General features: G+C 64.1%; 25 protein-coding genes. 9 read left to right on the top strand and 16 right to left on the bottom strand.

The features are described from left to right. Nucleotides 1-73: 73 nt before the first annotated feature. The 3 genes from HPO_RS10815 to HPO_RS10805 form a co-directional block, all read right to left on the bottom strand. Complete coding sequence (locus tag HPO_RS10815) at nucleotides 74-865, bottom strand: SDR family NAD(P)-dependent oxidoreductase (protein ID WP_035598317.1); 792 nt, start codon at nucleotides 863-865, stop codon at nucleotides 74-76. 78 nt (nucleotides 866-943) lie between these two features. Next, nucleotides 944-1,522, bottom strand: a complete 579-nt coding sequence (locus tag HPO_RS10810; RefSeq protein ID WP_035598315.1) for a hypothetical protein — start codon at nucleotides 1,520-1,522, stop codon at nucleotides 944-946. Next, nucleotides 1,519-1,950, bottom strand: a complete 432-nt coding sequence (locus HPO_RS10805; RefSeq protein ID WP_035598311.1) for a PaaI family thioesterase — start codon at nucleotides 1,948-1,950, stop codon at nucleotides 1,519-1,521. Before HPO_RS10805 ends, HPO_RS10810 begins: the two co-directional genes overlap by 4 nt. A 112-nt stretch (nucleotides 1,951-2,062) precedes the next feature. On the opposite strand from HPO_RS10805, the gene HPO_RS10800 reads away from it, so the two are divergent. Genes HPO_RS10800 through HPO_RS10785 form a run of 4 tightly spaced genes read left to right on the top strand, consistent with a single transcriptional unit; the run spans nucleotide 2,063 to nucleotide 5,116 of the window. Then, complete coding sequence (locus HPO_RS10800) at nucleotides 2,063-3,223, top strand: acyl-CoA dehydrogenase family protein (RefSeq protein WP_035598308.1); 1,161 nt, start codon at nucleotides 2,063-2,065, stop codon at nucleotides 3,221-3,223. Continuing rightward, complete coding sequence (locus HPO_RS10795; protein WP_035598305.1) at nucleotides 3,223-4,458, top strand: serine hydrolase domain-containing protein; 1,236 nt, start codon at nucleotides 3,223-3,225, stop codon at nucleotides 4,456-4,458. Before HPO_RS10800 ends, HPO_RS10795 begins: the two co-directional genes overlap by 1 nt. Continuing rightward, nucleotides 4,455-4,736, top strand: coding sequence for a DUF3253 domain-containing protein (locus tag HPO_RS10790; protein WP_035598301.1), 282 nt, complete (start codon nucleotides 4,455-4,457; stop codon nucleotides 4,734-4,736). Before HPO_RS10795 ends, HPO_RS10790 begins: the two co-directional genes overlap by 4 nt. 2 nt (nucleotides 4,737-4,738) lie before the next feature. Continuing rightward, nucleotides 4,739-5,116, top strand: a complete 378-nt coding sequence (locus HPO_RS10785) for a TfoX/Sxy family protein (protein WP_035598298.1) — start codon at nucleotides 4,739-4,741, stop codon at nucleotides 5,114-5,116. 2 nt (nucleotides 5,117-5,118) lie between these two features. Here the strand turns inward: HPO_RS10785 and HPO_RS10780 are convergent, their stop codons facing one another. Next, the gene (locus HPO_RS10780; protein ID WP_035598295.1) at nucleotides 5,119-5,607 is read right to left on the bottom strand and encodes a DUF3291 domain-containing protein; all 489 of its coding nucleotides are present in this window, start codon (nucleotides 5,605-5,607) and stop codon (nucleotides 5,119-5,121) included. A 99-nt stretch (nucleotides 5,608-5,706) separates the two neighbouring features. Beyond that, complete coding sequence (locus HPO_RS10775; RefSeq protein WP_035598292.1) at nucleotides 5,707-6,507, bottom strand: enoyl-CoA hydratase/isomerase; 801 nt, start codon at nucleotides 6,505-6,507, stop codon at nucleotides 5,707-5,709. Nucleotides 6,508-6,672: 165 nt separating this feature from the next. Here HPO_RS10775 and HPO_RS10770 point away from each other — a divergent pair, with 165 nt between their 5' ends. Further along, nucleotides 6,673-8,109 carry a coniferyl aldehyde dehydrogenase gene (locus HPO_RS10770; protein WP_035598291.1) on the top strand — a complete coding sequence of 479 codons (1,437 nt, stop codon included), beginning with the start codon at nucleotides 6,673-6,675 and terminating at the stop codon, nucleotides 8,107-8,109. 66 nt (nucleotides 8,110-8,175) lie between these two features. Here HPO_RS10770 and HPO_RS10765 read toward each other — a convergent pair whose 3' ends face one another. The 3 genes from HPO_RS10765 to HPO_RS10755 form a co-directional block, all read right to left on the bottom strand. Then, nucleotides 8,176-9,444: a dicarboxylate/amino acid:cation symporter gene (locus HPO_RS10765; protein WP_035598290.1), complete on the bottom strand. Its 1,269-nt coding sequence runs from the start codon at nucleotides 9,442-9,444 to the stop codon at nucleotides 8,176-8,178. Nucleotides 9,445-9,459: 15 nt separating this feature from the next. Then, nucleotides 9,460-9,876, bottom strand: coding sequence for an endonuclease domain-containing protein (locus HPO_RS21220; RefSeq protein WP_084324273.1), 417 nt, complete (start codon nucleotides 9,874-9,876; stop codon nucleotides 9,460-9,462). A 95-nt stretch (nucleotides 9,877-9,971) separates the two neighbouring features. Further along, a complete protein-coding gene (locus HPO_RS10755; RefSeq protein WP_051612525.1) occupies nucleotides 9,972-12,176 on the bottom strand; it encodes a lytic transglycosylase domain-containing protein in 2,205 nt (734 codons plus the stop codon). Between the two features lie 100 nt (nucleotides 12,177-12,276). Between HPO_RS10755 and dapA the strand changes: the two genes are divergently transcribed. Beyond that, nucleotides 12,277-13,158 (top strand): 4-hydroxy-tetrahydrodipicolinate synthase, encoded by an 882-nt coding sequence (dapA, locus tag HPO_RS10750; RefSeq protein WP_035598289.1) that lies wholly within the window; start codon nucleotides 12,277-12,279, stop codon nucleotides 13,156-13,158. 9 nt (nucleotides 13,159-13,167) lie between these two features. Continuing rightward, complete coding sequence (gene smpB, locus HPO_RS10745) at nucleotides 13,168-13,653, top strand: SsrA-binding protein SmpB (protein WP_035598287.1); 486 nt, start codon at nucleotides 13,168-13,170, stop codon at nucleotides 13,651-13,653. A 4-nt stretch (nucleotides 13,654-13,657) separates the two neighbouring features. Here the strand turns inward: smpB and HPO_RS10740 are convergent, their stop codons facing one another. The 4 genes from HPO_RS10740 to HPO_RS10725 all read right to left on the bottom strand — a co-directional run bounded on the left by HPO_RS10740 (nucleotide 13,658) and on the right by HPO_RS10725 (nucleotide 18,411). Next, nucleotides 13,658-14,935: a cytochrome P450 gene (locus tag HPO_RS10740; protein ID WP_051612524.1), complete on the bottom strand. Its 1,278-nt coding sequence runs from the start codon at nucleotides 14,933-14,935 to the stop codon at nucleotides 13,658-13,660. An 82-nt stretch (nucleotides 14,936-15,017) separates the two neighbouring features. Beyond that, nucleotides 15,018-16,061 carry an alcohol dehydrogenase family protein gene (locus HPO_RS10735; protein WP_035598284.1) on the bottom strand — a complete coding sequence of 348 codons (1,044 nt, stop codon included), beginning with the start codon at nucleotides 16,059-16,061 and terminating at the stop codon, nucleotides 15,018-15,020. Between the two features lie 26 nt (nucleotides 16,062-16,087). Beyond that, nucleotides 16,088-17,314 carry an acyl-CoA dehydrogenase family protein gene (locus HPO_RS10730; RefSeq protein WP_035598281.1) on the bottom strand — a complete coding sequence of 409 codons (1,227 nt, stop codon included), beginning with the start codon at nucleotides 17,312-17,314 and terminating at the stop codon, nucleotides 16,088-16,090. 44 nt (nucleotides 17,315-17,358) lie between these two features. After that, on the bottom strand, nucleotides 17,359-18,411 hold the full coding sequence (locus tag HPO_RS10725; protein WP_422120093.1) for a phosphotransferase family protein: 1,053 nt from the start codon (nucleotides 18,409-18,411) through the stop codon (nucleotides 17,359-17,361). A gap of 61 nt (nucleotides 18,412-18,472) precedes the next feature. On the opposite strand from HPO_RS10725, the gene HPO_RS10720 reads away from it, so the two are divergent. Further along, a complete protein-coding gene (locus HPO_RS10720) occupies nucleotides 18,473-19,111 on the top strand; it encodes a TetR/AcrR family transcriptional regulator (protein ID WP_035598275.1) in 639 nt (212 codons plus the stop codon). A gap of 17 nt (nucleotides 19,112-19,128) precedes the next feature. Here the strand turns inward: HPO_RS10720 and HPO_RS10715 are convergent, their stop codons facing one another. Genes HPO_RS10715 through HPO_RS19760 form a run of 4 tightly spaced genes read right to left on the bottom strand, consistent with a single transcriptional unit; the run spans nucleotide 19,129 to nucleotide 22,765 of the window. Continuing rightward, a complete protein-coding gene (locus HPO_RS10715) occupies nucleotides 19,129-19,713 on the bottom strand; it encodes a hypothetical protein (protein WP_035598272.1) in 585 nt (194 codons plus the stop codon). After that, complete coding sequence (locus HPO_RS10710) at nucleotides 19,710-20,366, bottom strand: uracil-DNA glycosylase (protein WP_035598270.1); 657 nt, start codon at nucleotides 20,364-20,366, stop codon at nucleotides 19,710-19,712. Before HPO_RS10710 ends, HPO_RS10715 begins: the two co-directional genes overlap by 4 nt. Nucleotides 20,367-20,414: 48 nt before the next feature. Then, entirely contained in the window at nucleotides 20,415-22,331 is a 1,917-nt protein-coding gene (locus tag HPO_RS10705) for a gamma-glutamyltransferase family protein (protein ID WP_035598267.1), read from the bottom strand. Further along, on the bottom strand, nucleotides 22,328-22,765 hold the full coding sequence (locus HPO_RS19760; protein WP_051612523.1) for a TIGR02301 family protein: 438 nt from the start codon (nucleotides 22,763-22,765) through the stop codon (nucleotides 22,328-22,330). Before HPO_RS19760 ends, HPO_RS10705 begins: the two co-directional genes overlap by 4 nt. On the opposite strand from HPO_RS19760, the gene HPO_RS19755 reads away from it, so the two are divergent. Continuing rightward, a complete protein-coding gene (locus tag HPO_RS19755) occupies nucleotides 22,745-23,740 on the top strand; it encodes a D-2-hydroxyacid dehydrogenase (RefSeq protein ID WP_051612522.1) in 996 nt (331 codons plus the stop codon). The genes HPO_RS19760 and HPO_RS19755 overlap by 21 nt on opposite strands. Nucleotides 23,741-23,750: the final 10 nt, after the last annotated feature.

The raw sequence follows: 23,750 nt of genomic DNA, 5'->3' as shown, positions 1-23,750 counted from the left end.
TGTCCGGATTTGTCCGCTGGATGTCATCCCGTGTCCGCGTTTTGACACGGGATGACACCGGTTGGGCGCGGGGTCAGGCGTTCTTGATCGTCAGTCCGCCATCCACCGGAATGTGGACACCGTTGAGGAAGCTCGCCGCCGGCAACACGAGGGAAAGCGTCATGTGCGCCACCTCTTCGGGGATGCCATACCGGCGCAGCGGCACCCGGCGTTTGGCATATATCTCCTTGTGTTCATCGGAGATTCCGGCGGTGATCCCGGTGATGATCGGGCCCGGGCAGATGCAGTTGACCGTGATGCCTTCCCGGCCCAGATCCACCGCCAGGCCGCGCGTCAGGCCGATCACGCCATGCTTGGCCGCCACGTAAGGGGAATTGCCCGGCGTTGCCCCCAGCCCTTCGGTGGACGCGATGTTCACAATCCGCCCCCAGCCATTCTTGCGCATATAGGGCAGGGCCGCCCGGATCGCCCGCTGGTGCGAGGTCAGCATGACGTTGATCGAGGGGCCCCAGCTGTCCTCATAGCTTTCCTCTCCAACCTGGCCGGGGATGGCGAACCCTGCATTGTTGACGAGGATATCCATCCCGCCAAAATGCGCCGCCGCCTCATCCACCACCCGCTTGATCGCGGCGCCATCGCCCACATCCAGGGCCCAGCCTTTCACATGATCGAAGCCGGCTGCCTTGATTTCATTGACGACCTTGTCGACGTTTTCCTGGCGCAGGTCGGTCACCGCCACATTCGCGCCCTCACGGGCAAAGAGGTGGGCCGTCGCCCGCCCCATGCCGCTGGCCGCGCCGGTGATCAGCGCCGTCTTGCCTTTGATGCTTCTGGATAATTCCTGATAGGGTGGCTGCTCTCGCATGTCTGTTTCCTCCGTTTCGTTATGTTTCCGGAGGAGGTCCGCACTGGCCGGCCATCCTCCCCGTATTGATCCTGCTGGTTAGTTGAATCCCGCCAGGCATTGGCGGGCCCAGGCCACCGCCCCTGTGGCTTTGCCGGTATCGAACCGCATCCCTTCGGCGGCGCCGTCTACGGCGATCCCAACCCAGTCAGCGGCGGCGATCTGGTCCACCATCGCCCGATCCGCGTCCATCGACAGGGTCACATAGACCGAATTGGCGTCGATATACTCCCAGCCCACATGGCCGGGCGCCCTGCGGGCATCGGTGCCGTTGAGGGCATAGATGAGATCGGTGGGTTCAAGGTAACCCCAGTCAATCTCATCAGGATCAGGCACGGACTCAGCCCGGGGCACGGCGAAGACAACCGCCGTCTCCTCCTCACCCGGCTCGAACCTGTAGGTGACATAAATAGGGCTGGGGTCCTTGGTGAGTGTCTTGTAAAGGACGCAGGCCTGTCCCAGCCAGATATCGTCGCTGTCGATCTTTCCGGCCCGCCATCCATCGACAACGCCGTGATCGGCAAGATCGGGGATGCCAGCAAACAGGTCCTGGGCCGCAGCGGTCGCCGGCGAGATCAGCAGCACAAGTCCTGCCAGCAGAGCGCCAATCCGGCTCATGCCTGTTTCCTCCGCTTCTTGATAGTGCCCGAAAAGTTCAGCACTGGCCGGCCATCCTGGCCTGTCACCAGTCCGCGCACAAAGCTGAGAGACCCGCCTTTGCGCAGCGTGTCCCCACGCGCCTCCAGCCGTTCTCCTTCCAGTGCCCCGTCGATGAATTCGGCGGTAAACGCCACCGTGACCCCGTAAGAGCCTTCCATGGCCTCATGGCCAATCGCGAACAGGGCAAAGTCGGCAAAGGTCATCAGGCAGCCGCCATGCACCACGCCCCCGGCATTCATATGCTTGCGCGCCACCCGGAACGCGGCGACCGGGCCTTTCTCATCGACCCGGAAATAGAACGGGCCGGCCGTTTCATGCTCGAAGGGCTCCTCGGCCCATGTAGTCCAGCCTGCAAACTCACCGCTCTCGACAATCGTTGTGGACATGGGGCTCCATCTCTTTTTTGACTGCGGCACCTTACCGTCATGCGCCCCTTCGACAAGCGCCGCATTGGGGCATAGAGTGCGCGCCGAAGAGAAATGACGGGAGAAGAAACCCATGGCCTTTGATGCTGAAACCCGCGCCGCCCTGATCGAGCAGGTGCGCCGCTTTGTGACCGAAACCTGCGTGCCCGTGGAGGCCCAGGTCTCAGAAGAAGACGCAGTGCCTCAGCATGTGGTTGACGCCATGAAGGAGCTTGGCCTGTTCGGCGTTGCCGTACCGGAGGAGTTCGGCGGGCTCGATCTCGACATGGAAACCGAATGCCTGGTCGCCATGGAACTCGGCCAGACTTCGCCAGCCTTCCGTTCCGTTGCCGGCACCAATATCGGCATCGGCAGCCAGGCTCTCGTCCTTTTCGGCACCCCTGAGCAGAAGCAGAAATGGCTCCCCGGCATCGCCTCGGGCGACCTGATCGCCTCTTTCGCCCTGACTGAGCCCGAAGCCGGCTCTGACGCGGCCGGCCTGAAGACCAAAGCCGTGCGGGATGGGGACTATTACATCCTCAATGGCACCAAGCGCTATATCACCAACGCCAACAAGGCCGATCTCTTCACCGTCATGGCACGGACAAATCAGGACGAGCCCGGCGCGAAGGGGGTTTCTGCCTTCATCGTGGAGCGCGGCACGCCCGGCCTCTCGGTTGGCAAGCCGGAGAAGAAGATGGGCCAGCAGGGCGCCCATATCTGCGACGTGATCTTCGAGAACGCCCGCGTGCCCGCCGCCAACATGATCGCCAAGGAAGGCGAGGGCTTCAAGGTGGCCATGAGTGTGCTGGATAAAGGCCGGCTGCACATCTCGGCCGTGGCGACCGGCGTTTCCAAACGCCTGATCCGCGAGATGGTCAATTACGCCCTCGAGCGCCGCCAGTTCGGCAAGCCGATCTTCGAGCATCAGATGCTGCAGGCCCTGATCGCTGACAGCCAGGCAGAAACCTATGCCGCCGAATGCATGATCCTGGACGCCGCGCGCCGCCGCGACGCGGGCGAGGACATCACCATGCTTGCTTCGTGCACGAAGCTTTTTGCCACCGAGGCCTGCGGCCGCGTGGCCGACCGCGCCGTGCAGATTTTCGGCGGGGCAGGCTATGTGGCCGATTACGGCATCGAGCGGTTCTACCGCGATGTGCGCATCTTCCGCCTCTATGAAGGCACCAGCCAGATTCAACAGATAATCATCGCGCGTGAACTGGCCCGCGCGGCCAAAGCGGGGAGCCTCTGATGTTTGAACATGATCTGACTGATCCAAGTGAAGTTGGTTTGAATGCGGAGCGTCTGGACGCGATTCCGGACTTCTTCCAGAAGAACTATATCGACAGCGGCAAGATCCCCTGCATGGCTACGCTGGTGTCGCGCGGGGGCGAGATTGCCCATGAAAGCTATATCGGCGCGACCGAGATGGGCGGCAGCCAGCCGATCAATTCCGAGACGATCTTCCGCATCTATTCGATGACCAAACCGGTCACCACGCTGGCCATCATGATGCTGTTCGAGGAGGGCAGGCTGCGCCTCGAACATCCCGTCAGCCGGTACATTCCTGAATACAAGGATGTGAAGGTCTGGGCGGGCGGCACGGCGGCGGCGCCGAAGCTGAAGGATCCAGACCGCGAGATGACGATCCTTGATCTGATCACGCACACGGCGGGCCTCACCTATGGCTTCCTGATGCAGGATGAAAGCGACGAGATCTACCGCCGCGAAAAGGTTGGCAATCACAAGCAGACGCTGCAGGAAATGGCGCGCCAAATGGCGGGCCTGCCGCTGGCCTTCTCACCGGGAACCGAATGGCGCTACAGCCATTCGATCGATGTGCTCGGCGCGATTGTGGAGATCATCACCGGGCAAGAGCTGGACGTGTTCTTCCGGGAGCGGATTTTTGGTCCGCTGCAGATGAACGATACCGATTTCTGGGTGCCGGAAGACAAGATCGGCCGGCTGATGGCCTGCTATCAGAAAGACGCCAAGACCGGCGAAACCACGCTGGCTGATCCCGGCGGCGCGGCCTCGAAACTCTATGCCAAGCGCCCGGTTCAGCTGAATGGTGGCGGCGGGCTTGCTTCCACGGTGCGGGATTATCACCGCTTTGCCCTGATGCTGCTGCGCGGGGGTACGCTGGACGGCGCGCGGATCATCAGTCCCAAGACGTGGGAGTTCATGCGCCAGAACCATCTGCCCGGCGGGCAGACCATGCGCGGCATGGGGCGCTCGGCATTCACCGAGGTGATGGCCGAAGGCGTAGGCTTCGGGCTGGGCGGATCGGTTGTCACCGATATCGTGCAGACCCGCCAGCCGGGTAGCGATGGCACATTCAGCTGGGGCGGCCTTGCCTCCACCTTCTTCTGGATCGATCCGGAAGAGGAGCTGATCGCGGTCCAGGCCACCCAGCTGATGCCGTCATCGACCTATCCGATGCGGATGCAGCTTCAGCAACTTGTCTATGCGGCGATCGACTGGTGAGCGAGGAAGCAAAAAACCCTGTTCGGGAAGCCATCCTTGAGCTGACGGCCGAACGCGGCGTGGGCGGAACGATTGCGCCGGAAGATGCGGCCAAGGCGGTGAGCGCAGACCGGTGGCAGAAGCTGCTGCCGGATGTGCGCGCCGAGGCTGTGCGCCTTGCGAAAGATGGCGTGATCGCGATCTACCGGAAGGGCAAGCCGGTGGACCCCGAGACCTTCAAGGGCGTCTACCGGATCGGCCTGCCGGGCAAGGTGATCGGCGCCGCTTCCGGAGGCTGAGGATGCCGAAGCCGCCCGACCCGTTTCACGAATTCGTGCTGGAACTGTTTTCCGGCGTTGGACCGGTCAACATCCGGCGTATGTTCGGCGGGGCAGGCGTCTATCAGGATGGCGTGATGTTCGCGCTTCTCGCCGATGACCAGATCTTCCTGAAGGTAGATCCGGCCCTGCGGGATGATCTGTCGGCGGAAGGGGGCGCGCCTTTTCTCTATCTGCGCTCAAGCGATGCCAGGCCGATAGACCTTGGCTATGTCAGCCTGCCGTCTTCAGCGATGGATGATCCGGATGAGGCCGCCCTCTGGGCGCGCCGGGCGCTGAGCGCGGCGCGGGCAGCAAAGGCCAAGAGCCCGCCGAAGAAGCGCAAGCCGAAACCGGCGTAAGCTCAGGCGACGGCTGGGCGCAGGGCGGGCTGATCCAGGGAAAATGCGTGGTCGGACGATCCGTGGCGGCGCAGATGCTGCAGGCGCTGAAAGCCGTCTTCCAGGGTGAAGCGCTCGCCCTTGCGGGCCCACCACATGACGAAGCCGGGGCCGTCGCTGCGGTCGATCTCCTGACCAAGGCGGCGCATGCCCGGCGGGTGGGTGCGGCCATTATAGGTAAAGGCTTTCAGGTCTTCGAGCGAGCGCCAGACGGCCATGGTCGAGACTTCAGGCGAGCGCCAGTCATCGGGGTAGGGGAAGGCGTCCTTGTACGTCCGCCAGCTCTGATCCGGGCAGCGCAGGCCGTGTTCGTGATAGTGCAGGCCTTCAAACTGATCGGCATCTGCAAAGATGCGCGGCAGAATGGACAGGAAGGTCACGACATAAGGGTTTTCAAGCGTGAACGACCCGAGCGGGCGCACGCAATTGAAGTGTAACAGCCTGAAATCCATCTTATCTCGTCCCCAAGAGGTTCGATTTTTCGCGAACCCTATGGGGACAAGGTTGCATAATCCTTAAGGTGCAACAGATTTAATTTAAGCAATCAAAGGTTACTTGCCTTTGAACTCCGCAGGGCGCTTCTGGAGGAAGGCGCTGACGCCTTCCTTGAAGTCGTCCGTGCGGCCAGCCGTGCGCTGGGCAACACGCTCATTGTGCAGGGCGGCGCCGAAGTCTGCCTCGCTGGCGTCCCAGATGATCTTGCGGGTGAGGGCGAGGGCCACCGTCGGGCCGGCGGCGAGCTTGCCGGCAAAGTCCAGCGCCGTCGGCAGCAGTTCGGCGTCATCGACGACCCGGTTGACGAGACCCCAGCTCAGCGCCTGATCGGCGGAGACTTTCTCGCCGAGGAGGGCCATTTCCATGGCGCGGACGCGGCCGATGGTGCGGGCGAGCAGCCAGGTGGAGCCGCCATCGGGCACAAGGCCGATGCGGCGGAAGGCCTGGAGGAAGTAGGCGCTCTTGCCAGCGATCACGAGGTCGCCCATCAGACCGAGCGCGCAGCCGACGCCAGCGGCGGCACCATTGACCGCCGTGATGACCGGATGGGGGTGTTCGCGAATGGCGGTGACCAGCGGATTGTAGAAAGCGTCCAGCGCCTTGCCTGCGTCGGGTTTGGAACCGGGGTAGGCGATTTCGGGGCCAGAGCCCATGCCGCCGAGATTGGCGCCCGAGCAGAAGCCGCGGCCCTTGCCGGTGAAGATGGTGCAGCGGGCTTCATTGGCGGCCACTTCAAAGGCGTGCAGCAGCTCGATGGCCGTGTCGACGCCGCAGGCATTCAGCGTCTTGTCATCGTTGAAGGCGATGATCGCGGTGTCGCCATTGCGCTCATAGGAAATCTTTTCGTACGTCGCCATTGGCGTCTCCCTCTGTAAATCCGGTCTTGTTGGCAAGGTTCTAGAGGCAAGCTTTGCGTCCGTGAACGCCTCACGCCGGGTAAGCGGTTTTCGATGCCTCTTGGGGAAACGCTGAACAGGCGCTACACTGTTCAACGAACACAAGGGATTGGGAGATATCAACACATGGCCCTCGACGCCGCGCCGGCTTCCGGCATGAATGCACTGCTCGCGAAACAGAAGGCCGCGCATCTGCGGGACGGGATTCCGTCGGTGCAGAAACGGATCGAATGGCTCGACAAGTCCATTGATCTTCTGGCCACGCATGGCGCCGCGCTGAACGATGCGATGGCGGCTGATTTCGGCCACCGCTCCAAGGATCAGTCTAACCTGACCGACATTGCCGGCTCCATCGGCGCGCTGAAACATGCCAAGGCGCATGTGGCCAAATGGGTGAAGCCGGAGAAGCGCAAGGTGGAGTTTCCGCTGGGGCTGTTGGGCTCAAAGGCGGAGCTGCAGTTCCAGCCCAAGGGCGTGATCGGCGTGATCAGCCCGTGGAACTTCCCGGTGAACCTGACCTTCACGCCGCTGGCGGGCGTGTTTGCCGCCGGCAACCGCTGCATGATCAAGCCGTCCGAATTCACCGAGGCGACTTCGGAGCTGATGAAAGAGCTGATCGCGAAATATTATACGTCCGAGGAATGCGTCGTCGTCACCGGCGGGCCGGATGTGGGGGCGGAGTTTACGAAGCTCGCCTTCGATCACATCCTCTTCACGGGGGCGACCTCGGTAGCCAAGCATGTGATGCGGGCGGCGGCTGACAATCTGGTGCCGCTGACGCTGGAACTGGGCGGCAAGAGCCCGGTGATTCTCGGCCGCTCGGCCGATCTTCAGAAGGCGGCCAACCGGATCATGGCCGGCAAGACGCTGAATGCGGGTCAGATCTGTCTGGCCCCGGACTATGCCTTCGTGCCGAAGGAGAAGACGCAGGACTTCGTGATGGCCGCGACCAAGGCGGTGGAGACGATGTATGCCTCCGGCCTCAAGGACAATGACGACTACACCTCGATCGTCAATCAGCGCCATTATGACCGGATCAACGGCTATGTCGAAGATGCCCGCGCCAAGGGCGCCCAGGTGATCGAGATCAACCCCAAGGGCGAGAACTTCTCCCAGCAGCCCCACCACAAGATCCCGCCGACAATCATCGTGGACCCGACCGATGACATGCGGGTTATGCAGGATGAGATTTTTGGGCCGATCCTGCCGATCAAATCCTATGGCGATGCCAAGGACGCGGTGGCCTATATCAACAAGCATGACCGTCCGCTGGGCCTCTATTATTTCGGTGAGGACGAGAGCGAGAAGAGCTTTGTGCTGAACAACACCACGTCGGGCGGTGTGACCGTGAATGATGTGATCTTCCATGTGGCGCAGGAAGAGCTGCCCTTCGGCGGCATCGGGCCGTCGGGCATGGGCTCCTATCATGGCCGGGAGGGCTTCCTCGAATTCAGCCACAAGAAGGCGATCTACACCCAGACCAAGAGCGAACTTCTGGCCATGATGCGCCCGCCCTATGGCGACAAGTATCGCGCCCAGGTGAAGGGCCGGATGAAGAAATAAGCCGTAAGCTGATTATATCGGAAGCGCCGGCGGGGAGACCTGCCGGCGCTTTTTTGCGCGGAGAGCTCAGGCCGTTTCGGAGGCGATGGTGCGCACGCCCTTGTCGTTCTTATTCAGAATGGTGGTGACGGCGAGGTCTGCGGTCACGTTGCCGACCGTGCGGAAGATGTCGGGGATGACCTCTACGGCCAGGAGGAGAGGGAGGAGTTCGATCGGGGCGCCCATGGCGAAGCAGATGGGGGCGATCGAGACGAAGAAGCTGACCTGGCCGGGCAGGCCGACCGAGGAAATGGAGACCGCGAAGGCCACCAGGCCGGCGGCGATCATCTGGCCGGGCGATGGCGTGATGCCGGAGACATGGCAGATGAAGAGAACCACGGCGAGATTGGCCACCGGGCTGGTGAGGCGGAAGACGGCGACCGAGAGCGGCAGGACGAGGCCAGCGACATGTTCGGGCACGCCGAGATTGCGGCGGGCAGTTTCCACCATGACCGGCAGGGTGCCGATGGAGGACTGGGTGGAGAAGGCAACGACCTGCGCTTCGGAGACGGCGCGGGCAAAGCGCAGCGGGCCGACGCCGCCGAAGAGGGCGGCGAGCGGATAGCAGATCAGCACCACGGCGATACAGCCTGCCGACACAAGCACCACATAATGGAAGAGCGCGCCGGTGGCGCCGAGGCCGCCGCGCAGGCCGAGCGTGAGCGCGAGGGCGAAGACGCCGATGGGCGCGGCGAGCAGCACCCATTTGACGATGACGATCATCGCATCGGCCACCGCATCGAAGAACTTCACCAGCAGGACGCGCTGTTCCTCCGGCAGGCGGGTGACGGCGAAGGCGAAGAAGAGGGCGAAGATCACCAGCGGCAGGATGGCATTGCTGGCGGCGGCCGCGAGCGGGTTGGACGGGATGAGCGAGGTGAGCCAGGCGGCAAAGTTGATTGTCTGGGGCGCGGCCACTTCGCCGCCGGTGGCTCCGGCGATCAGGGCGCTGGCGCTTGCCTCATCCACCGGGAAGGCCGCGAGAGCCGCTTCGACCCCGATGAAGGTGAGCACGGTGGCCCCGGCAAGCAGCAGCGAGAACCAGAGGATGGCCCGCATGGCGAGGCGCCCGGCGGTCATGGCATCGGAGACGGCGGCCACGCCGACCACCAGCAGGGAGAAGACCAGCGGGATGACCGTCATCTGAAGGCAGCCGAGCCAGACCGAGCCGACGGCCTGGGCCGCTTCGGGCAGCCATTCGGGCACATCGCCCGTGCCCGCGACCAGCGCGCCGCCGACAAGGCCGAGCAGCAAGGCGGCGAGGACTTGCGCGGAAAGCGATTTCAGAAAGGACATGGATTGGCTCCCGGCTTACCCTGCCTGTTTCTGAGCATCGCCGGGGCGAGGGCGCAAGCACTGATGGCCGGGAAGGGCGCGCGGGAGAAGGTATCTGACCCGATCAGGGGCGTTATCTCCCCTCTCCCTTGGGAGAGGGGCCGGGGGTGAGGGGACGCTGCCTGTCAGCCGGGCGCGTAGCTCGAGATCTGCTTGACGCAGGTCATCGCGGAGCTGCACGGTATCATGATTATGAATGCCGCCATCTATTTCTATCACCAGCATGGTCTTCTGAACGGCGAAGTCGACAATGTAAGGTCCGATAGGATGCTGCCGCCGGACGGCGTATCCATATTTCCTCAGCTCCCGGAGCGCTTGCCAGGCTATGTCTTCCGGGGGATTTGCCGACTGTCTCAGACGTCTGGCACTGTGGATAATGGGCCTGCGGGACATGCGCAGGAGATTACCACGTGCGGGGTGTTTTGTCGTTATCTTGCGCTCCCTCACCCCCAACCCCCTCTCCCCCGGAAGAGGGGGCTAGCAGGGGGTCAGCGGCGGCCGCGTTTCAGGTCTTCGGTGATCTGGATGTCGGCTTCCTGGCCGGAGATGCGGTGGCGGTAGACCTGGATGTTTTCGAGGACGCGCTGGATGTAATTGCGGGTCTCGGAGAAGGGGACGAACTCCACCCAGTCAACCGGGTCGATCTGGCCTGTGCGGGGGTCGCCATAATCGCGCACCCACTGGTTGGGCCGGGAGGGGCCGGCATTGTAGGCGGCCGCCGTCATGATGTAGCTGCCGCCGAACTGGCTGAGCAGGGTATCGAGGTGCAGGCCGCCCAGGGTCATGTTGTAGGCGGGGTCGGTGGTGAGCCAGGACTGCTGATAGGGCATGCCGCGCAGGCGGGCCTCGTTGCGCGCGGTGGACGGCATGAACTGCATCAGGCCGAGGGCGCCGACGGGGCTGCGGGCGTTGGGGTTGAACTCGCTCTCCTGGCGCGTGATGGCGAGCATGAAGGCGCGCTCCACCTGGGGCTGGCGCGAGAGGGGATGCATCAGCACCGGATAGGCCGCTTCGGGCGCCAGCACGCCCTTGAACAGCCCCGCCTTGCCGGCGCGCACGGCGGTATCGGGCTGGTCCATCTGGTGATTGAGCTGGGCGAGCAGCTCGAACTCCGCCGGGGTGGAGAGCACGTCATCGAGATGGTGGGAGAAGGTGCGGTAGGTGCCCATCTCGCCGGTGGCGCCGATGAGGCGCAGCGCGCGGACCATCGGGTTTGCCTCGAAGGCGGCGATTTCTTCCGGCGACGGAACGATTGGCGGGCCAAAATGGATCTTGCGGTCCCCGATCCGCTCCGCCGAGAGCTGGCCGTAATAGGTGTATTTATGAGCGGCGGCGGCGCTGTAGGCGATCAGGGCCTGGTCTGACTGGCCGAGGGCGTCGCGCGCGCGGCCGGTCCAGTACTGGCCACGCGTGAGGCTGACGGGCGAGGAGACGCCGTTGGTCATCGTCTCGAAATGCTTCACGCCGCGGGTGGCGTCGCCGTTCAGGCGCAGGGCGATCCAGCCGGCGAGCCATTCGGCCTCGGCAAAGTCAGAGCCGCTGGACATGCCATGCGGCGCGGTGAGGCTGTAGGCGCGGGCATAGTTGCGGGCTTTGAGATCATTGCGCACGGCGATGGCGCGCTCGCGCCAGAGACGGCTGCGCCCGGCGGCAGGCACGTCCTTGCCGTTGATCTGGGTCAGCAGCGGGGCGACAGCATCGTCCATGTTCTTGGCGCGGCGCCAGTTGGCGCGCTCATAGAGCAGGCCCGGATGGTTTTCGAGATTGGCCGGCACTGCGCGGATGGCGGCGTCGACATTGTTGGCGCGCTTCATCAGGGCGAGGCGCGCATCGGTGAGCTGGCGATAGTCGGTCGTGAGCTGAGGCTTAAGGGCTTCAGCGTCCGAGCGCTGGCCGGTCCAGAGGAGGAAATCGACGCGGGCGCGGTGGTCGTCCTGGCTGAGGGACTGGCCCCAGCGGGCAAGCACGGTGCGTTGAAGCGAGGAGTCCAGCGTGTTGCTCCGCCAGACATCGCGGATCACCTCTTCGGCCTTCGCGCTCTGCCCGGTCTGGCGCAGGGCATTGGCCAGGGCGACCTTGCCGGCGCCGGTGATGGGCCCGGACTCGGTGAGCCATTTGACCTTGGCTTCGGCAGAGAGCGAGCTGTCGTCGATGATCTCCTCGGCGCGGCGGCGCATCTTGTCGGTCTGCGGCCAGGTGGAGAGGGTGGTGAGGGCGAAGTTCAGCTCGTCGAAAGTGGTGCCGGGCACACCGTCAGCGGCGCGCTTCCAGAGGATGAGGTCGCGCACGGTGGGGTCGGCAGCGTCATACTGGAGGCGGGAGGCCTCACTCCAGGCGCCGCGATTGATGGCGGTGAAGGCGGCCTGCAGCTGGGCAATGCTGGCCGGGCTGACCGGCTGGGCCGGCAGCAGGCTGGGCATGGCGGCGGGCAGCGGGGCGGGCGCGCCTGTGGGGGTGGCGAGCGGGGCGGCGCCCGGGCTGGCCGGAGCGGCGCCGGGCAGCTGAACACCAGGGGTGAGGGCGCGCAGCACCGGGGCGGGCGTGGCTTCCTCAGCCTGCGCGATAACCGGAGCCGGCGGGGAGGGCGAAGAATCGGCGCGCGGCTTCAGACTGGGGCTCTCGGGCCGGGAGGCGGCCGATGTGCCCGCAATCAGGAAAGAAATCGCCACAAAAACAGCGGAAATGCGGAGCATGGTTCGGCTCACCCAAGTTTATTTCTGCGCCAAAGCGTGACAAGTCTGAAGACAGAGCCTAGCACGCAAATCCCAACCAATCCCTGAACGGCACGTTAAAATGTTTCACGGCTCAATCCCAGCCCTTGTAACACCCTTCAAGAACGGCGCGATCGACGAAACCGCGTTTGCGGCGCTGGTCGAGCGCCAGATCGCAGGCGGATCGGCCGGCCTTGTGCCCGTTGGCACGACGGGCGAAACCTCGACGCTCTCGACCGAGGAGCACAAGCGGGTGGTCTCGCTTTGTGTAGAGGTGGCAGCAGGACGCGTGCCCGTGATCGCCGGGGCGGGCTCTAACTCGACCGATGAGGCAATCGATCTCGTGGCCCATGCCAAGGCTGCCGGGGCGGACGCGGCCCTCGTGGTGTGCCCCTATTACAACAATCCCAATCAGGATGGGCTGTACGCTCACTTTCGCGCGATCAACGACGCGGTCGCCCTGCCGGTGGTGCTTTACAATGTGCCGACCCGGACGGTGGTGGACCTGAAACCGGAAACCGTGGCGCGGCTGGCCGAGCTGCCCAACATCGTCGGCATCAAGGATGCCACCGGCGATATGGACCGGGTGACCTATCACTCCGCGCTGATCGGGGACCTCGAACAGTTCGTTCAGCTCTCGGGCGATGACCCGTCCGCTCTGGGCCATCTGGCCATGGGTGGGGCGGGGTGCATCTCGGTGACCGCGAATGTGGCGCCCGAAATGTGCGCGGCGATGCATGCGGCGTTCCGTGACGGCGACCTGGAAAGCGCCCGCGCCATCGAGCGGCGGCTGATCGCCCTGCACCGGGCAATGTTCTGCTCGCCTTCGCCGGGGCCGGCGAAATATGCCCTCTCACGCCTGGGCCTCTGCGCGCCGGAGGTTCGCCTGCCGCTGACCGGGCCGGATGAAGCTGCGCGCGCGCAGATCGAAGCCGCCATGGCGCTGGCGGGGATCAATCCCTAAGTAGCGCGTATGGCGACGAAGAAGAACGAGCAGATCAAAGGGCGCACCGACGGGCTGGTGGCGGAGAACCGCCGCTCCCGGCGCGAGTATTCCGTGGAGGATACGCTGGAGGCCGGCATCATGCTGGTCGGCTCGGAAGTGAAATCCCTGCGCGAGGGGCGGGCGAACATTGCCGAAGCCTATGCCTCGGTGGAGCAGGGCGAGCTGTGGCTGATCAATGCCGAGATCCAGACCTATGGCGGGGCCAACCGCTTTAACCATGAGCCGCGGCGCAAGCGGAAGCTGCTCGTTTCCCGGCGCGAACTGGCAAAGCTTTCCCAGGAAGTGGAGCGGGCCGGGCGCACGATTGTGCCGCTGAAACTCTATTTCAACGACAAGGGCCGCGCGAAACTGCTGATCGGCGTCGCCACCGGCCGCAAGGCCCATGACAAGCGCGAGAACGAAGCCAAGCGCGACTGGCAACGCCAGAAGGCACGGATCCTGAAGGCGGGCTGAGCCCTCAGGCAGCGTGTTGCCGCTGAACCTGTAGCCGCATGTGGGGCAGCTGGGACATGGCGTGGTTGCCGAGCCAGTCATACGGGGCGTCGGTTAAGGAGAAGGCCAGCCTGCGGGCGGCGATTTCTTCCAGCAGCAGGCGGATGAGCATCATCGCGACATGGCGGCCGGGGCAGATATGCGCGCCGCCGCCAAAGGTGGTGATGCCGCGATGGTCACGGTCCAGCCGGAAACTAGCCGGATCGGTGAATACGGACGGATCATGATTACCCGCTGCCCAGAGCATGACGACAGGCGTGCCCTTCGGAATGCTGACACCGGCATAGCCTGTGTCCCGCAGGATGTAGCGCTTGAGGAAGACAACCGGCGGTTCGATGCGGAGCGCCTCCATGATGGCAGCGGGCAGTTTTTCCGGCGCGGCGAGCACGTCTGCATAGGCGGCGGGATTATGCAGCAGGGCGAAGAGGGTGTTCACGGCGCCGACGGCGGCCGTGTGGAATCCTTCCACGAGATTGCCTGCGAGCAGCTTGCCGACATCGGGGGGCACGATGCCCGCTTCTTCCGGATCGTCGGACGCGTCCACCCTGGCAAGGTCTGCTGCCAGTTCACTGACGAAAGGATGGGCGCCTTGTGACAGGCTGCGCAGGGCGGCGGTTTCCACGAGGCGGCCATAGGCGGCGGTGGAGGTGTCTGCCAGATGCAGGTCTTCCCGTGTCATCTGTATCAGGAACATGGCGGTCATGCCGCGCACGGCAATGATCGTCTCGGCCATTTCCGTATCCGTCATGCCGATGAGGCGGCCCCAGAAATGGGCGGTGAGCGGCTCGGCAATGTCTTCCACGAAGTCGATCTCGGGGCGCGTTTCAGCGGCGGCGAGAAGCTCGCGGACAACCTCGCGCGCAACCGGCTCCAGCAGGGTGGCCTGTTTGGGATTGAGCTGGCGCAGCAGCGTCATGCGCACCGGCATGTGGACGGGCGGATTAGCCGTGAACACCTGATGCGAGATGACCCCACCGATGCCCCCGCCGGGCGGCGGGGCCGCGCCATTGGGAAGCTGGTGGAGGCCGGGAAACATCACGCCGGGTGGCAGGGCGCCCACCTCGGGCAGGGCACCGAAAGCACGCAGGTCGCCATGGCGGAAGACGACGAGTTCGCCCGCTTCGGTGCGCAGGAGACGATGCGTGTCATCGGCAAAAATCCGCGCGCAGAAGGCGTGGAAACTGTCGCGGCCACCCAGGAAGCCGAGCGATTCGAGGCTGGTGAGCGAGGAAATGTCGGACATGGCAGCTTGCCTCCCCATATTCAGTAGTTATCACTACTGAATATGAAGAGAGCACGCTGGCAATGATTTGTTGGGCTGGGCCTCAGAGCGTGAGGTCGAAGACCATTTTCATGGCACCTTCGGTGCGTTTGTCGAAGATGTCGTAGGCGCGGGCGCCGTCTGAGAGCGGAAGGTTGTGGGTGATGTATTTTTCCGGCTTGATGCGGCCGGACTGGACCAGCGGGATGAGTTCCGGCCATTCCTGCGGGACTGAACATGTCCCGATACGGAAGGTGAGGCCCATGCCGAAGGCTTTCGAGATGGGGAATTCCATTGTGCGATCCTGGGCGACGCCGATGACCGAGACCGTGCTGCGTTTGCCCGAGAGGCCGAGGGCGGCGCGGATGGTGGCGGTGTGGCCGACCGCTTCGATGACGCTGTCGCACATGCGGCCCTTTGTGGCCTCCTGGATGATGGCGCGTGCGTCTGCCGGGTCTGGCGTTTCAAGGCCGATGGCGCGGCCGGCGGCGCGGCGCTCTTCCACAAGGTCAATGCCGAAGACGCGCGAAGCGCCCATGATGAAGGCCGCTTCTGCCGCCAGCAGGCCGATGGGACCGAGGCCGACGACGGCGACGGTAGCCCCGCGCTGGATATCGGCATTGCGCGCGCCGAACCAGGCGGTGGCGAGGGCATCGGTCATCATCAGGGCTTGATCGAGGCTGACACCGTCCGGAATTTTCTGGGCGTTGAAATCGGCGGCGGGCACACGGACGAATTCGGCCTGGCAGCCCTGCAGCTTTGACGAGAGGCCGTAACAGCCGCTGGCATTGTATTCGCAGCGGTTGACGACCCCCGCGAGGCAGGCGCGGCACTGGCCGCACCCGACGGCCGCCGAGATCATCACCTTGTCGCCGGCTTTCAGCTGGCGCACGCCCCGGCCAGCCTCAACCACTTCGCCGACTGCCTCATGGCCGACGCAATAGCCGGTATCCTCGGAGAAGGTTTCACCATGATAGATGTGCAGGTCACTGCCGCAGATGGCGCATTTGTCGACCTTGATGATCGCGTCGCGGTCATCGTGCAGCTCGGGGTCATGCATCGTTTCATAGGCGATGTCGCGGGGGCCGCGATAGACGAGGGCTTTCATGGGAAACTTCTCCTTGAGCGGATGGATCAGCGCGCCGGAAGGGCGTTGTATTCCTGGATCTTCATCTTGCCGAGCTGGGACATGTGGACTTCATCCGGGCCGTCCGCGATGCGCAGGAAGCGGTTGAGGGTGAAGAAGTCTGCCACCGGCGTATCACCGCTGACGCCCATGCCGCCATGAGCCTGGATGGCGCGGTCACACACGGTCTGCGCCATCTGCGGGGCGATGACCTTGATGGCGGCGATGAGATCCTTGGCGACCTTGTTGCCATAGCGGTCCATCGCGTCGGCCGCTTTCAGCGTGAGCAGGCGGGCCATCTCGATTTCGCAGAAGCTTTTGGCAACATCCTGGCGGATGGAGGATTGGTCGGCGAGCTTGCGGCCAAAGGCGACGCGGTTTTCGACGCGGCGGGCCATGATTTCCAGCGCGCGCTGGGCCTGGCCGATGGAGCGCATGCAGTGGTGGATGCGGCCCGGCCCGAGGCGGCCTTGCGCGATTTCAAAGCCGCGGCCTTCGCCGAGGATGAGGTTTTCCTTCGGCACGCGCACATTCTCAAAGCGCAGTTCGCACTCGCCGCCGGGGGAGTTCTTCGAGCCGAAGACGGTCTGCTGGCGGACGATGGTGATGCCCGGCGTGGTGGGCTCCACCAGGATTTGTGAATGCTGGGCGTGGCGCGGATTGTTGAGCAGCGTCTTGCCCATGACGATCCAGATCTTGCAATTGGGGTTCATCGCGCCGGAGATCCACCATTTGCGGCCGTTGAGGACGTAATGGTCGCCATCAGGCATGATGGTGAGCTCAAGGTTTGTGGCGTCAGAGGAGGCGACCTGCGGCTCGGTCATCACATAGGCCGAGCGGATGGTGCCTTCGAGCAGCGGTTTCAGCCAGCGCTCCTGCTGGGCAGGCGAGCCGAACTTGGCGAGGACTTCCATATTGCCGGTGTCAGGCGCCGAGCAGTTGAAGAATTCCGAGGAATGCGGCACGCGGCCCATGATTTCCGCCAGCGGAGCATATTCCAGATTGGTGAGGCCGGGGCTGAACTCGCCATATTCATGTGGCAGGAAGAGGTTCCACAGGCCTTCGCCGCGCGCGATATCCTTCAGCTTGTCAATGCCCGGCCAGCGCTTCCAGAGATTTTCCGGATCATCGTTCCAGTCTACCTGTTCCTGCTCGGAGGGGTAGACGTGCTTGTCGAAGAAGGCCTCCAGGCGGGCAATCAGGTCTTTGGTCTTGGCACTATGTTCAAACTGCATGGGGTGATCCTGTCTGCGTTTTCGTTTCTTGTGGGGAAGGGGTGTCAGCTGATCCAGCGCAGGGCGCGTTCGAGCAGCCAGATGGTGCGGCGGTGGAGATCGTCGCCGGTCTCCTTCGGGGCCTTGCCGGCGCAGGCGCGCGCATAGGTGCCCTCAAGGATGATGCCGAGCTTGTAGCAGGCGAGCACGCTGTACCAGTGGAGGCCTGAGAGGTCGCGGGTGGTCTGCCCGGCATAATGGGCGACGAGTTCGTCCGCTGACGGAAAGCCTTCCCAGGGCTGGACGGCGACTGTGCCGGCGCTGGACCTGTCGGCTTCATCCGGCCAGGTGGCGAGGAGCCAGCCGAGATCGAGCAGCGGATCGCCGATCGTGGTCAGTTCCCAGTCGACGATGGCAGCAAGGCGCGGGGCATCGAAGCGGAACATGACATTGGCGAGGTGATAGTCGCCATGGATGATGCCGGGCTGGAAGCTCCGGGGACGGTTTGCGTCCAGCCAGTCGCCCACGCGGTTTATGCCGGGAATGTCCTTGCGGCCGTCCCATTCGGGGATTTCGGCATAGCTTTCCAGCTGCGCCTTCCAGCGGCCGACCTGGCGTTCGAGATAATTGTCGACCTTGCCCAGGCCTTCAAGGCCGAGGGCGATATAGTCCTGCGCGCCAAGGGCAGCGATGCCATCGACCAGAGAGAGGCCCATCTGGTGGCGCAGCTCTGGCGAGGAGGCGAAGGGTTGGGGCAGGCCCGTGGTGGCGTTGTAGCCGTCGATGGGTTCCATCAGATAGAAGGCAGCGCCGAGGACTGTTTCGTCCGGGCACGCCGCAATCAGACCGGGATGGGGGACATTTGTGCCCTTCAGGGCGGCCAGCATGCGGGCTTCGCGGCGCATTGTTTCGTTGGAATTGACCCGCAGCACGGGGGGCGGGCGGCGCAGCACATAGGTGCGCCCGGCGCGCATGAATTTCAGGAGGATGTTCTGCGTGCCGCCCGCGAGGCGAACATCATTCTCGATGGGGCCGCTGCCGAGGCCCTGGCTGTCCATCCACGCCGCCAGCGCAGCGAGATCTACAGGATTGCTCACGATTTTCCTCCCCGCGGTTATTCTTTTAAATCAATTGGATAATATGGTTGACTGAAAGCACGGCTTTTTGCAAGCATGCCGTATGGTCCGCCTGCACGAAAAAACCGAGAGTGACGCCGTTGAAGCGCTGAAACGCGCCGCGATGAAGCTGTTTGCCGAGCGGGGCGTGGACGGGGTGACCGTGCGGGAGATCGCCGCCGCCGCAGGGCAGCGCAATCATGGCGCGGTGGGCTATCACTTCGGCTCGAAGGCTGATCTCATCCGGGCGCTGATCGTGGACGGGGCAAAGCTGATCAACGACCGGCGCAACGCGGCGCTGGACGCGCTGGAGGCGTCTGGCGAGACGCTGACGCTGGAAGATGTGCTGGGCATCATCGTTTATCCGTCCGTGGACCTCACCCCGGAGGGGGAGGAGGAATGCTATAACCGGTTCATCGTCCTCTTTTCGATGACGCACCGGGCACTGTTCATGGAGGCGCTGGGGGGACAGTGGAACTCCGGCTTCAAGCGATGCCTTGAGCATTTGCGTGGCTTCATGGGGCATCTGCCACGGGCCAAGCAGACCGAGCGGATCGTGTTTCTGGAATCCTATCTCGGCTCTGTGCTGGCAGCGCGGGAGGCGCGGCTGGCCGATACGAGCCGGGCCCATCCCACCTGGTCGCGGCCTGCGATCCTGCAGCATTTGGTGGCAACCATGGTGGCGATCGTGCGGGCGCCCTGAGGGCGGGGGGATCTGCCTCAGGCGTGGTCCGGGCCGATGCGGAACCAGTCACATATCTTCACCGCGAGCGCCTGACCCTCGGCGCCGGAAATATCCGTCAGCCAGGCGTCAAGGCGCAGGGCAAATTCGCTGAAGGTTTCTTCGGCCCGTTCCAGCGCGGCGGCGAGTTCATCATAGGTGATCGGGAGGGTTTCATCCTCTGCCTCATTGTCCATGTCCGTATGCAGAAGGAGACCGCTGGGCAGGGGCTCGACACCGGGAGAGGGATCATGGCCGAGCCAGGGCGTGCCTTCGCCTTCCAGCGCCCAATACCATTCCCGCCAGCTTTCCAGGCCGCAGCAGCAGGACGGCTCGATCATGTAATCGCCCTTCAGGAGGATAAGACCGCCGGGAAGGATCTGTTCCTCGCGGGCAAGCAGGCCGACCGCGATGGCGGGCAGGGTGGCGGGGGTTTCCTCATCGTGTTCCTTGCCATAGTCGAAGAGGGCGATGAGGAAAGCAGACAGCGCTTCCGGGGGCATGCTGCCATCAAGGAAATGAAACGGGGTGTGCCGGCCAGGATAGCTCTCGCCTTCATAGCAGGGGCGCAGCTGCAGGATCATGCCACCGCCTTGCGGGCCTCAGCGAAGACGGCTTCGAACATTTCCGGGGTGAGCCGGCCGGTGTTCGTGTTGTAGCGGGAGCAGTGATAGGAGGAGAGGAGGGTGACGGGTTTGCCGTTTGCCGCAACCTCATACTTTGTTCCGTGGCCGAACGGATATTGAGCAACCTTGAGACCCAGCGCGCGCAGCGTGGAATCGTGGCTGATCTTGCCGAGGCAGAGGATCACTTTGAGCTTAGGCAGGGAAGCAATGCGCGCTTCCAGAAAGGGGCGGCACTGGTTAATCTCGGCGCCGACGGGCTTGTTTTCCGGGGGCACGCAGCGCACGGCGTTGGTGATCATGGCGCCGGTCAGCTTCAGGCCGTCATTGGGATCGGCGGCGAAGGTGCCTTCGCTGAAGCCGAACTTGTCGAGCGTGGCATAGAGCAGATCCCCCGCCCAATCGCCCGTGAACGGACGGCCCGTGCGGTTGGCCCCGGTTACGCCGGGGGCGAGGCCGACGATGAGCAGTTCTGCGTTGTCCTTGCCGAAGCTGGGCACGGCCCCGTTGAACCAGGTGGGCTCCTTGGCCTGCACCGCTTCGCGGTAGGCCACAAGGCGCGGGCAGAGGGGGCAGTCGCGAGGGGCTTCAGGGGCGGCGGTGATTTTTTTCATGGCCGCCTCTTAACCCCTTCTCCCCGGGGGGAGAAGGGGTTTCAGGGGTTAGTATCCGTCCGCGCTGCCGTCCTTGCGCATCTCTGTGGCGGCGATCCAGGCGCCGGAGCGGAAGTCGCGCATGATGGCCTGGTAGCCGCCATAATTGGCTTCGCAGCAGGCGACTTCATAGCCGCGGGCTTCGAGGTCATCGGCAATGCCGGCAAAGCCACGTTCCAGCATGACCTTGCCGGCGCCGGTGTTGCAATCATCGCCGAGGGCGTTGGTGGGCTCACAGCCGCCATCATGTTCCCAACGGGCCGCGTCGCCTGCTTCCTGGAGGCCCATGCCAAAGTCGATCAGGTTGGTGATGATCTGGACATGGCCCTGCGGCTGGGTGGCGCCGCCCATCAGGCCGAAGCTGAGCCAGGGCTCATAGGGGCAGGCAAGCTCCGGCGCGGTGGCGCGGACCTGGCAGCCAGGCAGGTCTTTCCGGAAGGCGAAGGCCGGGATGATGGTGTGGAAGGGCCGTTTGCCGCCCTCGAAGACGTTGGGATGATCCGGATCAAGACTGAAGAGTTCGCCCCGGTCCTGGAACATGAAGCCCATGCCATCGGCCACGAGACCGGACCCCATGCCGCGATAGTTGGACTGGATCAGGGAGACCATCATGCCGTCCTTGTCGGTGACGGTGAGGTAGGTGGTGTCGCCCTGGCGCAGGACGGCATCGGTGACTTCCGTGCCCGGAGCAACCTCCGGCATGGCGCGGGAAGGGTCGATCAGCTCAGCTTTCCTGGCATTATAGCCGGGGGCCACGAAGATTGACGGATCAACGCCGGAGAAAGCGGGGTCTGAATATCCGAGCGCCCGGTCGGCGAAGGCAAGGCGCTTGGCCTCGACCATCGCCGTGACCGTATCTGCGGAGCCAAAGCCCATGGATTTCAGATCAAAGGTTTCCAGCATTTCCAGCATCTGCAGGGCGGCGACGCCTTGCGTATTGGGGCCAAGCTCGCAGACCTTCACTTCGCTGCGATACTCGATACAGATCGGCTCAATCCACTCGCCCTTGTGGGCGGAGAAATCATCATAGTCGAGCTTGCTGCCGGCGCGGCCGAGATAGTTTGCCATGTTCCGGGCCATGACGCCCTTGTAGAATTCGTTGCGGCCTTTGGCGCCAAGGGTTTCCAGCGTATTCGCGAGGTCCGGATTCTGGAACAGGGAGCCGGCCACCGGGGCGGGGCTGAAATAGGTTTTCTTCGCGTTGGCGTATTCTTCCAGTTCGCCGCGCTCAAAGGCGGGCTCGAAACGGCTCTCGCCGCGCGACCAGTACCAGGCGATCATTTCGGGGATCGGGGCGCCGCTGCGGGCATAGCCGACCACAGGGGCAAGATTGTCCGCCATCGGACGCTTGCCGAACTTCTCATGCAGGGCAAACCAGCCATCGACGGTGCCCGGCACGGTGACGGTGATGGCACCGTATTTGGGCAGTTTCTTTCCGTCCTCGAACTGGTCTGCCTTGGCCTGAGCGTCTGCCAGTGTGGCATCCATCGCGGAACGGCCCGATCCGTTATAGCCATAGAGCTTCTGCGTTTGCGGATCCCAGACGATGGCAAAGAGATCCCCGCCAATGCCGTTGCCGGTCGGCTCGACCAGGCCAAGCATGGCGTTGGCCGCGATGGCGGCGTCAACGGCCGAGCCGCCGGCTTTCAGCACGTCAATTGCGGTTTGCGTGGCCAGCGGGTGCGCTGTGGCGGCGGCGCCATTGGGGGCGACCACGGCAGAGCGGGTGGCGATGGGGCGGCCGCTTTCGGGGCGCTGGCCGGTCATCGGGAAGGCGGCGTTGTCGAGCTGGGGCGCAGCATCTGGCGCCGGGCTGACAGCCGCGGCGGGGGCCGCTTCCGGGGTGGGCGCCGGCGTCTGGGCACAGGCGGAAAGGGCAAAGGCGCAGGCGCCGCCGATGAGGGTGGGCAACAGGGCGGGTTTCACTCGAATCCTCCTCCGCCACGGCGGGCGTCTTTCGGGAAATAATGGCTGGCAAGGCGCCCGGCGATCTGTTCACCGGTGCGGGCAAAGCGGGCTTCTGCCTCGACCGCGCGGCCATCGCAGATGCGGAACTGGTCGCTGGTCTGGCTGTAAGTCTGGTTGAAGGCAGAAACGAGCGAGGAGCGCAGATTGCCAGGCTCGGGCGCTTCCACGGCCAGCAGGTCGGCCATATAGCGGCGCCAGTACTGGTCTTCATTGCCATTGCAGAGCACGCGGATGGCATGGGCCCCGCCCAGAACGCCTGCCAGATCGGCGGCGTCGCGGAAATAATCTGGCCCCCGAACGGGCAGGTTTCCCTGCGGCAGGGCAGGCAGCGCGCTTGTGCTGGCCGCAAGGGCCAAGCTAAGCAGGCAGGCATGAAAACGCTTCTTCTTCATGCGCGGACTTTCGCGCGCATCGCGCCCCGGCTCAAGGGGTTGAACGCCGCTCTGAACATCGTGACGGTGGACGACGCCCAACGCTTCCATGATGCCTGGACCTCCACCGCCCTGGAGACGCCGCCGGAGGTGCATCTGGCGTTTGGCAACATTGATGCCTTCTATTCTCCGTCTGTGCGGGAATTCATGACGGCGATCCTCAAGAGTCCCGACTTTGACTGGTTCCAGTCGGCCGCCGCCGGCATTGAAAACCCGGCCCTGGTGGCCATCGGCCAGAAGGCCAAGCGCTACACAACCAACCATACCCAGGCCGAAGCGATGGCTGAATGGGCACTCTGGCAGGCGCTGGATTTCTTCCGGGACGGGCCGGGGCACCGGGCAAACCAGGCCATCGCAAAATGGGAGCGCATTCGCGTGCGGGAGATGAACGGCTCGCGCTGGCTGATCGTGGGCTATGGCTCGATCGGCCAGGCGGTGGGCAAGCGGGTGACCGCGCTGGGCGGGGTGGTGACGGGCATGCGGCGCACGCCGGGACCGGCCGAGGGCGCCGCGCGGATTGCGCCGCCAGATGCGCTGATGGCGGAATTGCCCGGGGCGGATGTCGTGCTGCTCTGCCCGCCGCATACGCCGGAGACCGAGGGCATGGCGAACGCCGGCTTCTTTGCGGCGATGAACCCCGAGGCCCTGTTCCTCAATCTGGGGCGCGGCGCGCTGGTGGATGAGGCGGCACTGATGGCGGCGCTGGACGCCGGGCGGCCGGCCTTTGCGGCGCTGGATGTGACGCAGATCGAGCCTCTGCCGGCTGAAAGCGCCCTCTGGCGACATCACAAGATCGTGATCACGCCGCATGACAGCTCCGATACGCCCGGAACCATTGCGCGCGGGGACGAGACTTTTCTTGCCAACCTGCGGCACTATCTGGACAATGAAACGTTGAAGCATCTCGTAGACCGGTCTGCCTTTGTGACCGGTTGATCCGGATACA

This window comes from Hyphomonas polymorpha PS728, assembly GCF_000685315.1.
In the GTDB taxonomy this organism is placed as follows: domain Bacteria; phylum Pseudomonadota; class Alphaproteobacteria; order Caulobacterales; family Hyphomonadaceae; genus Hyphomonas; species Hyphomonas polymorpha.
This window is presented reverse-complemented; position numbering and strand designations above follow the sequence as displayed.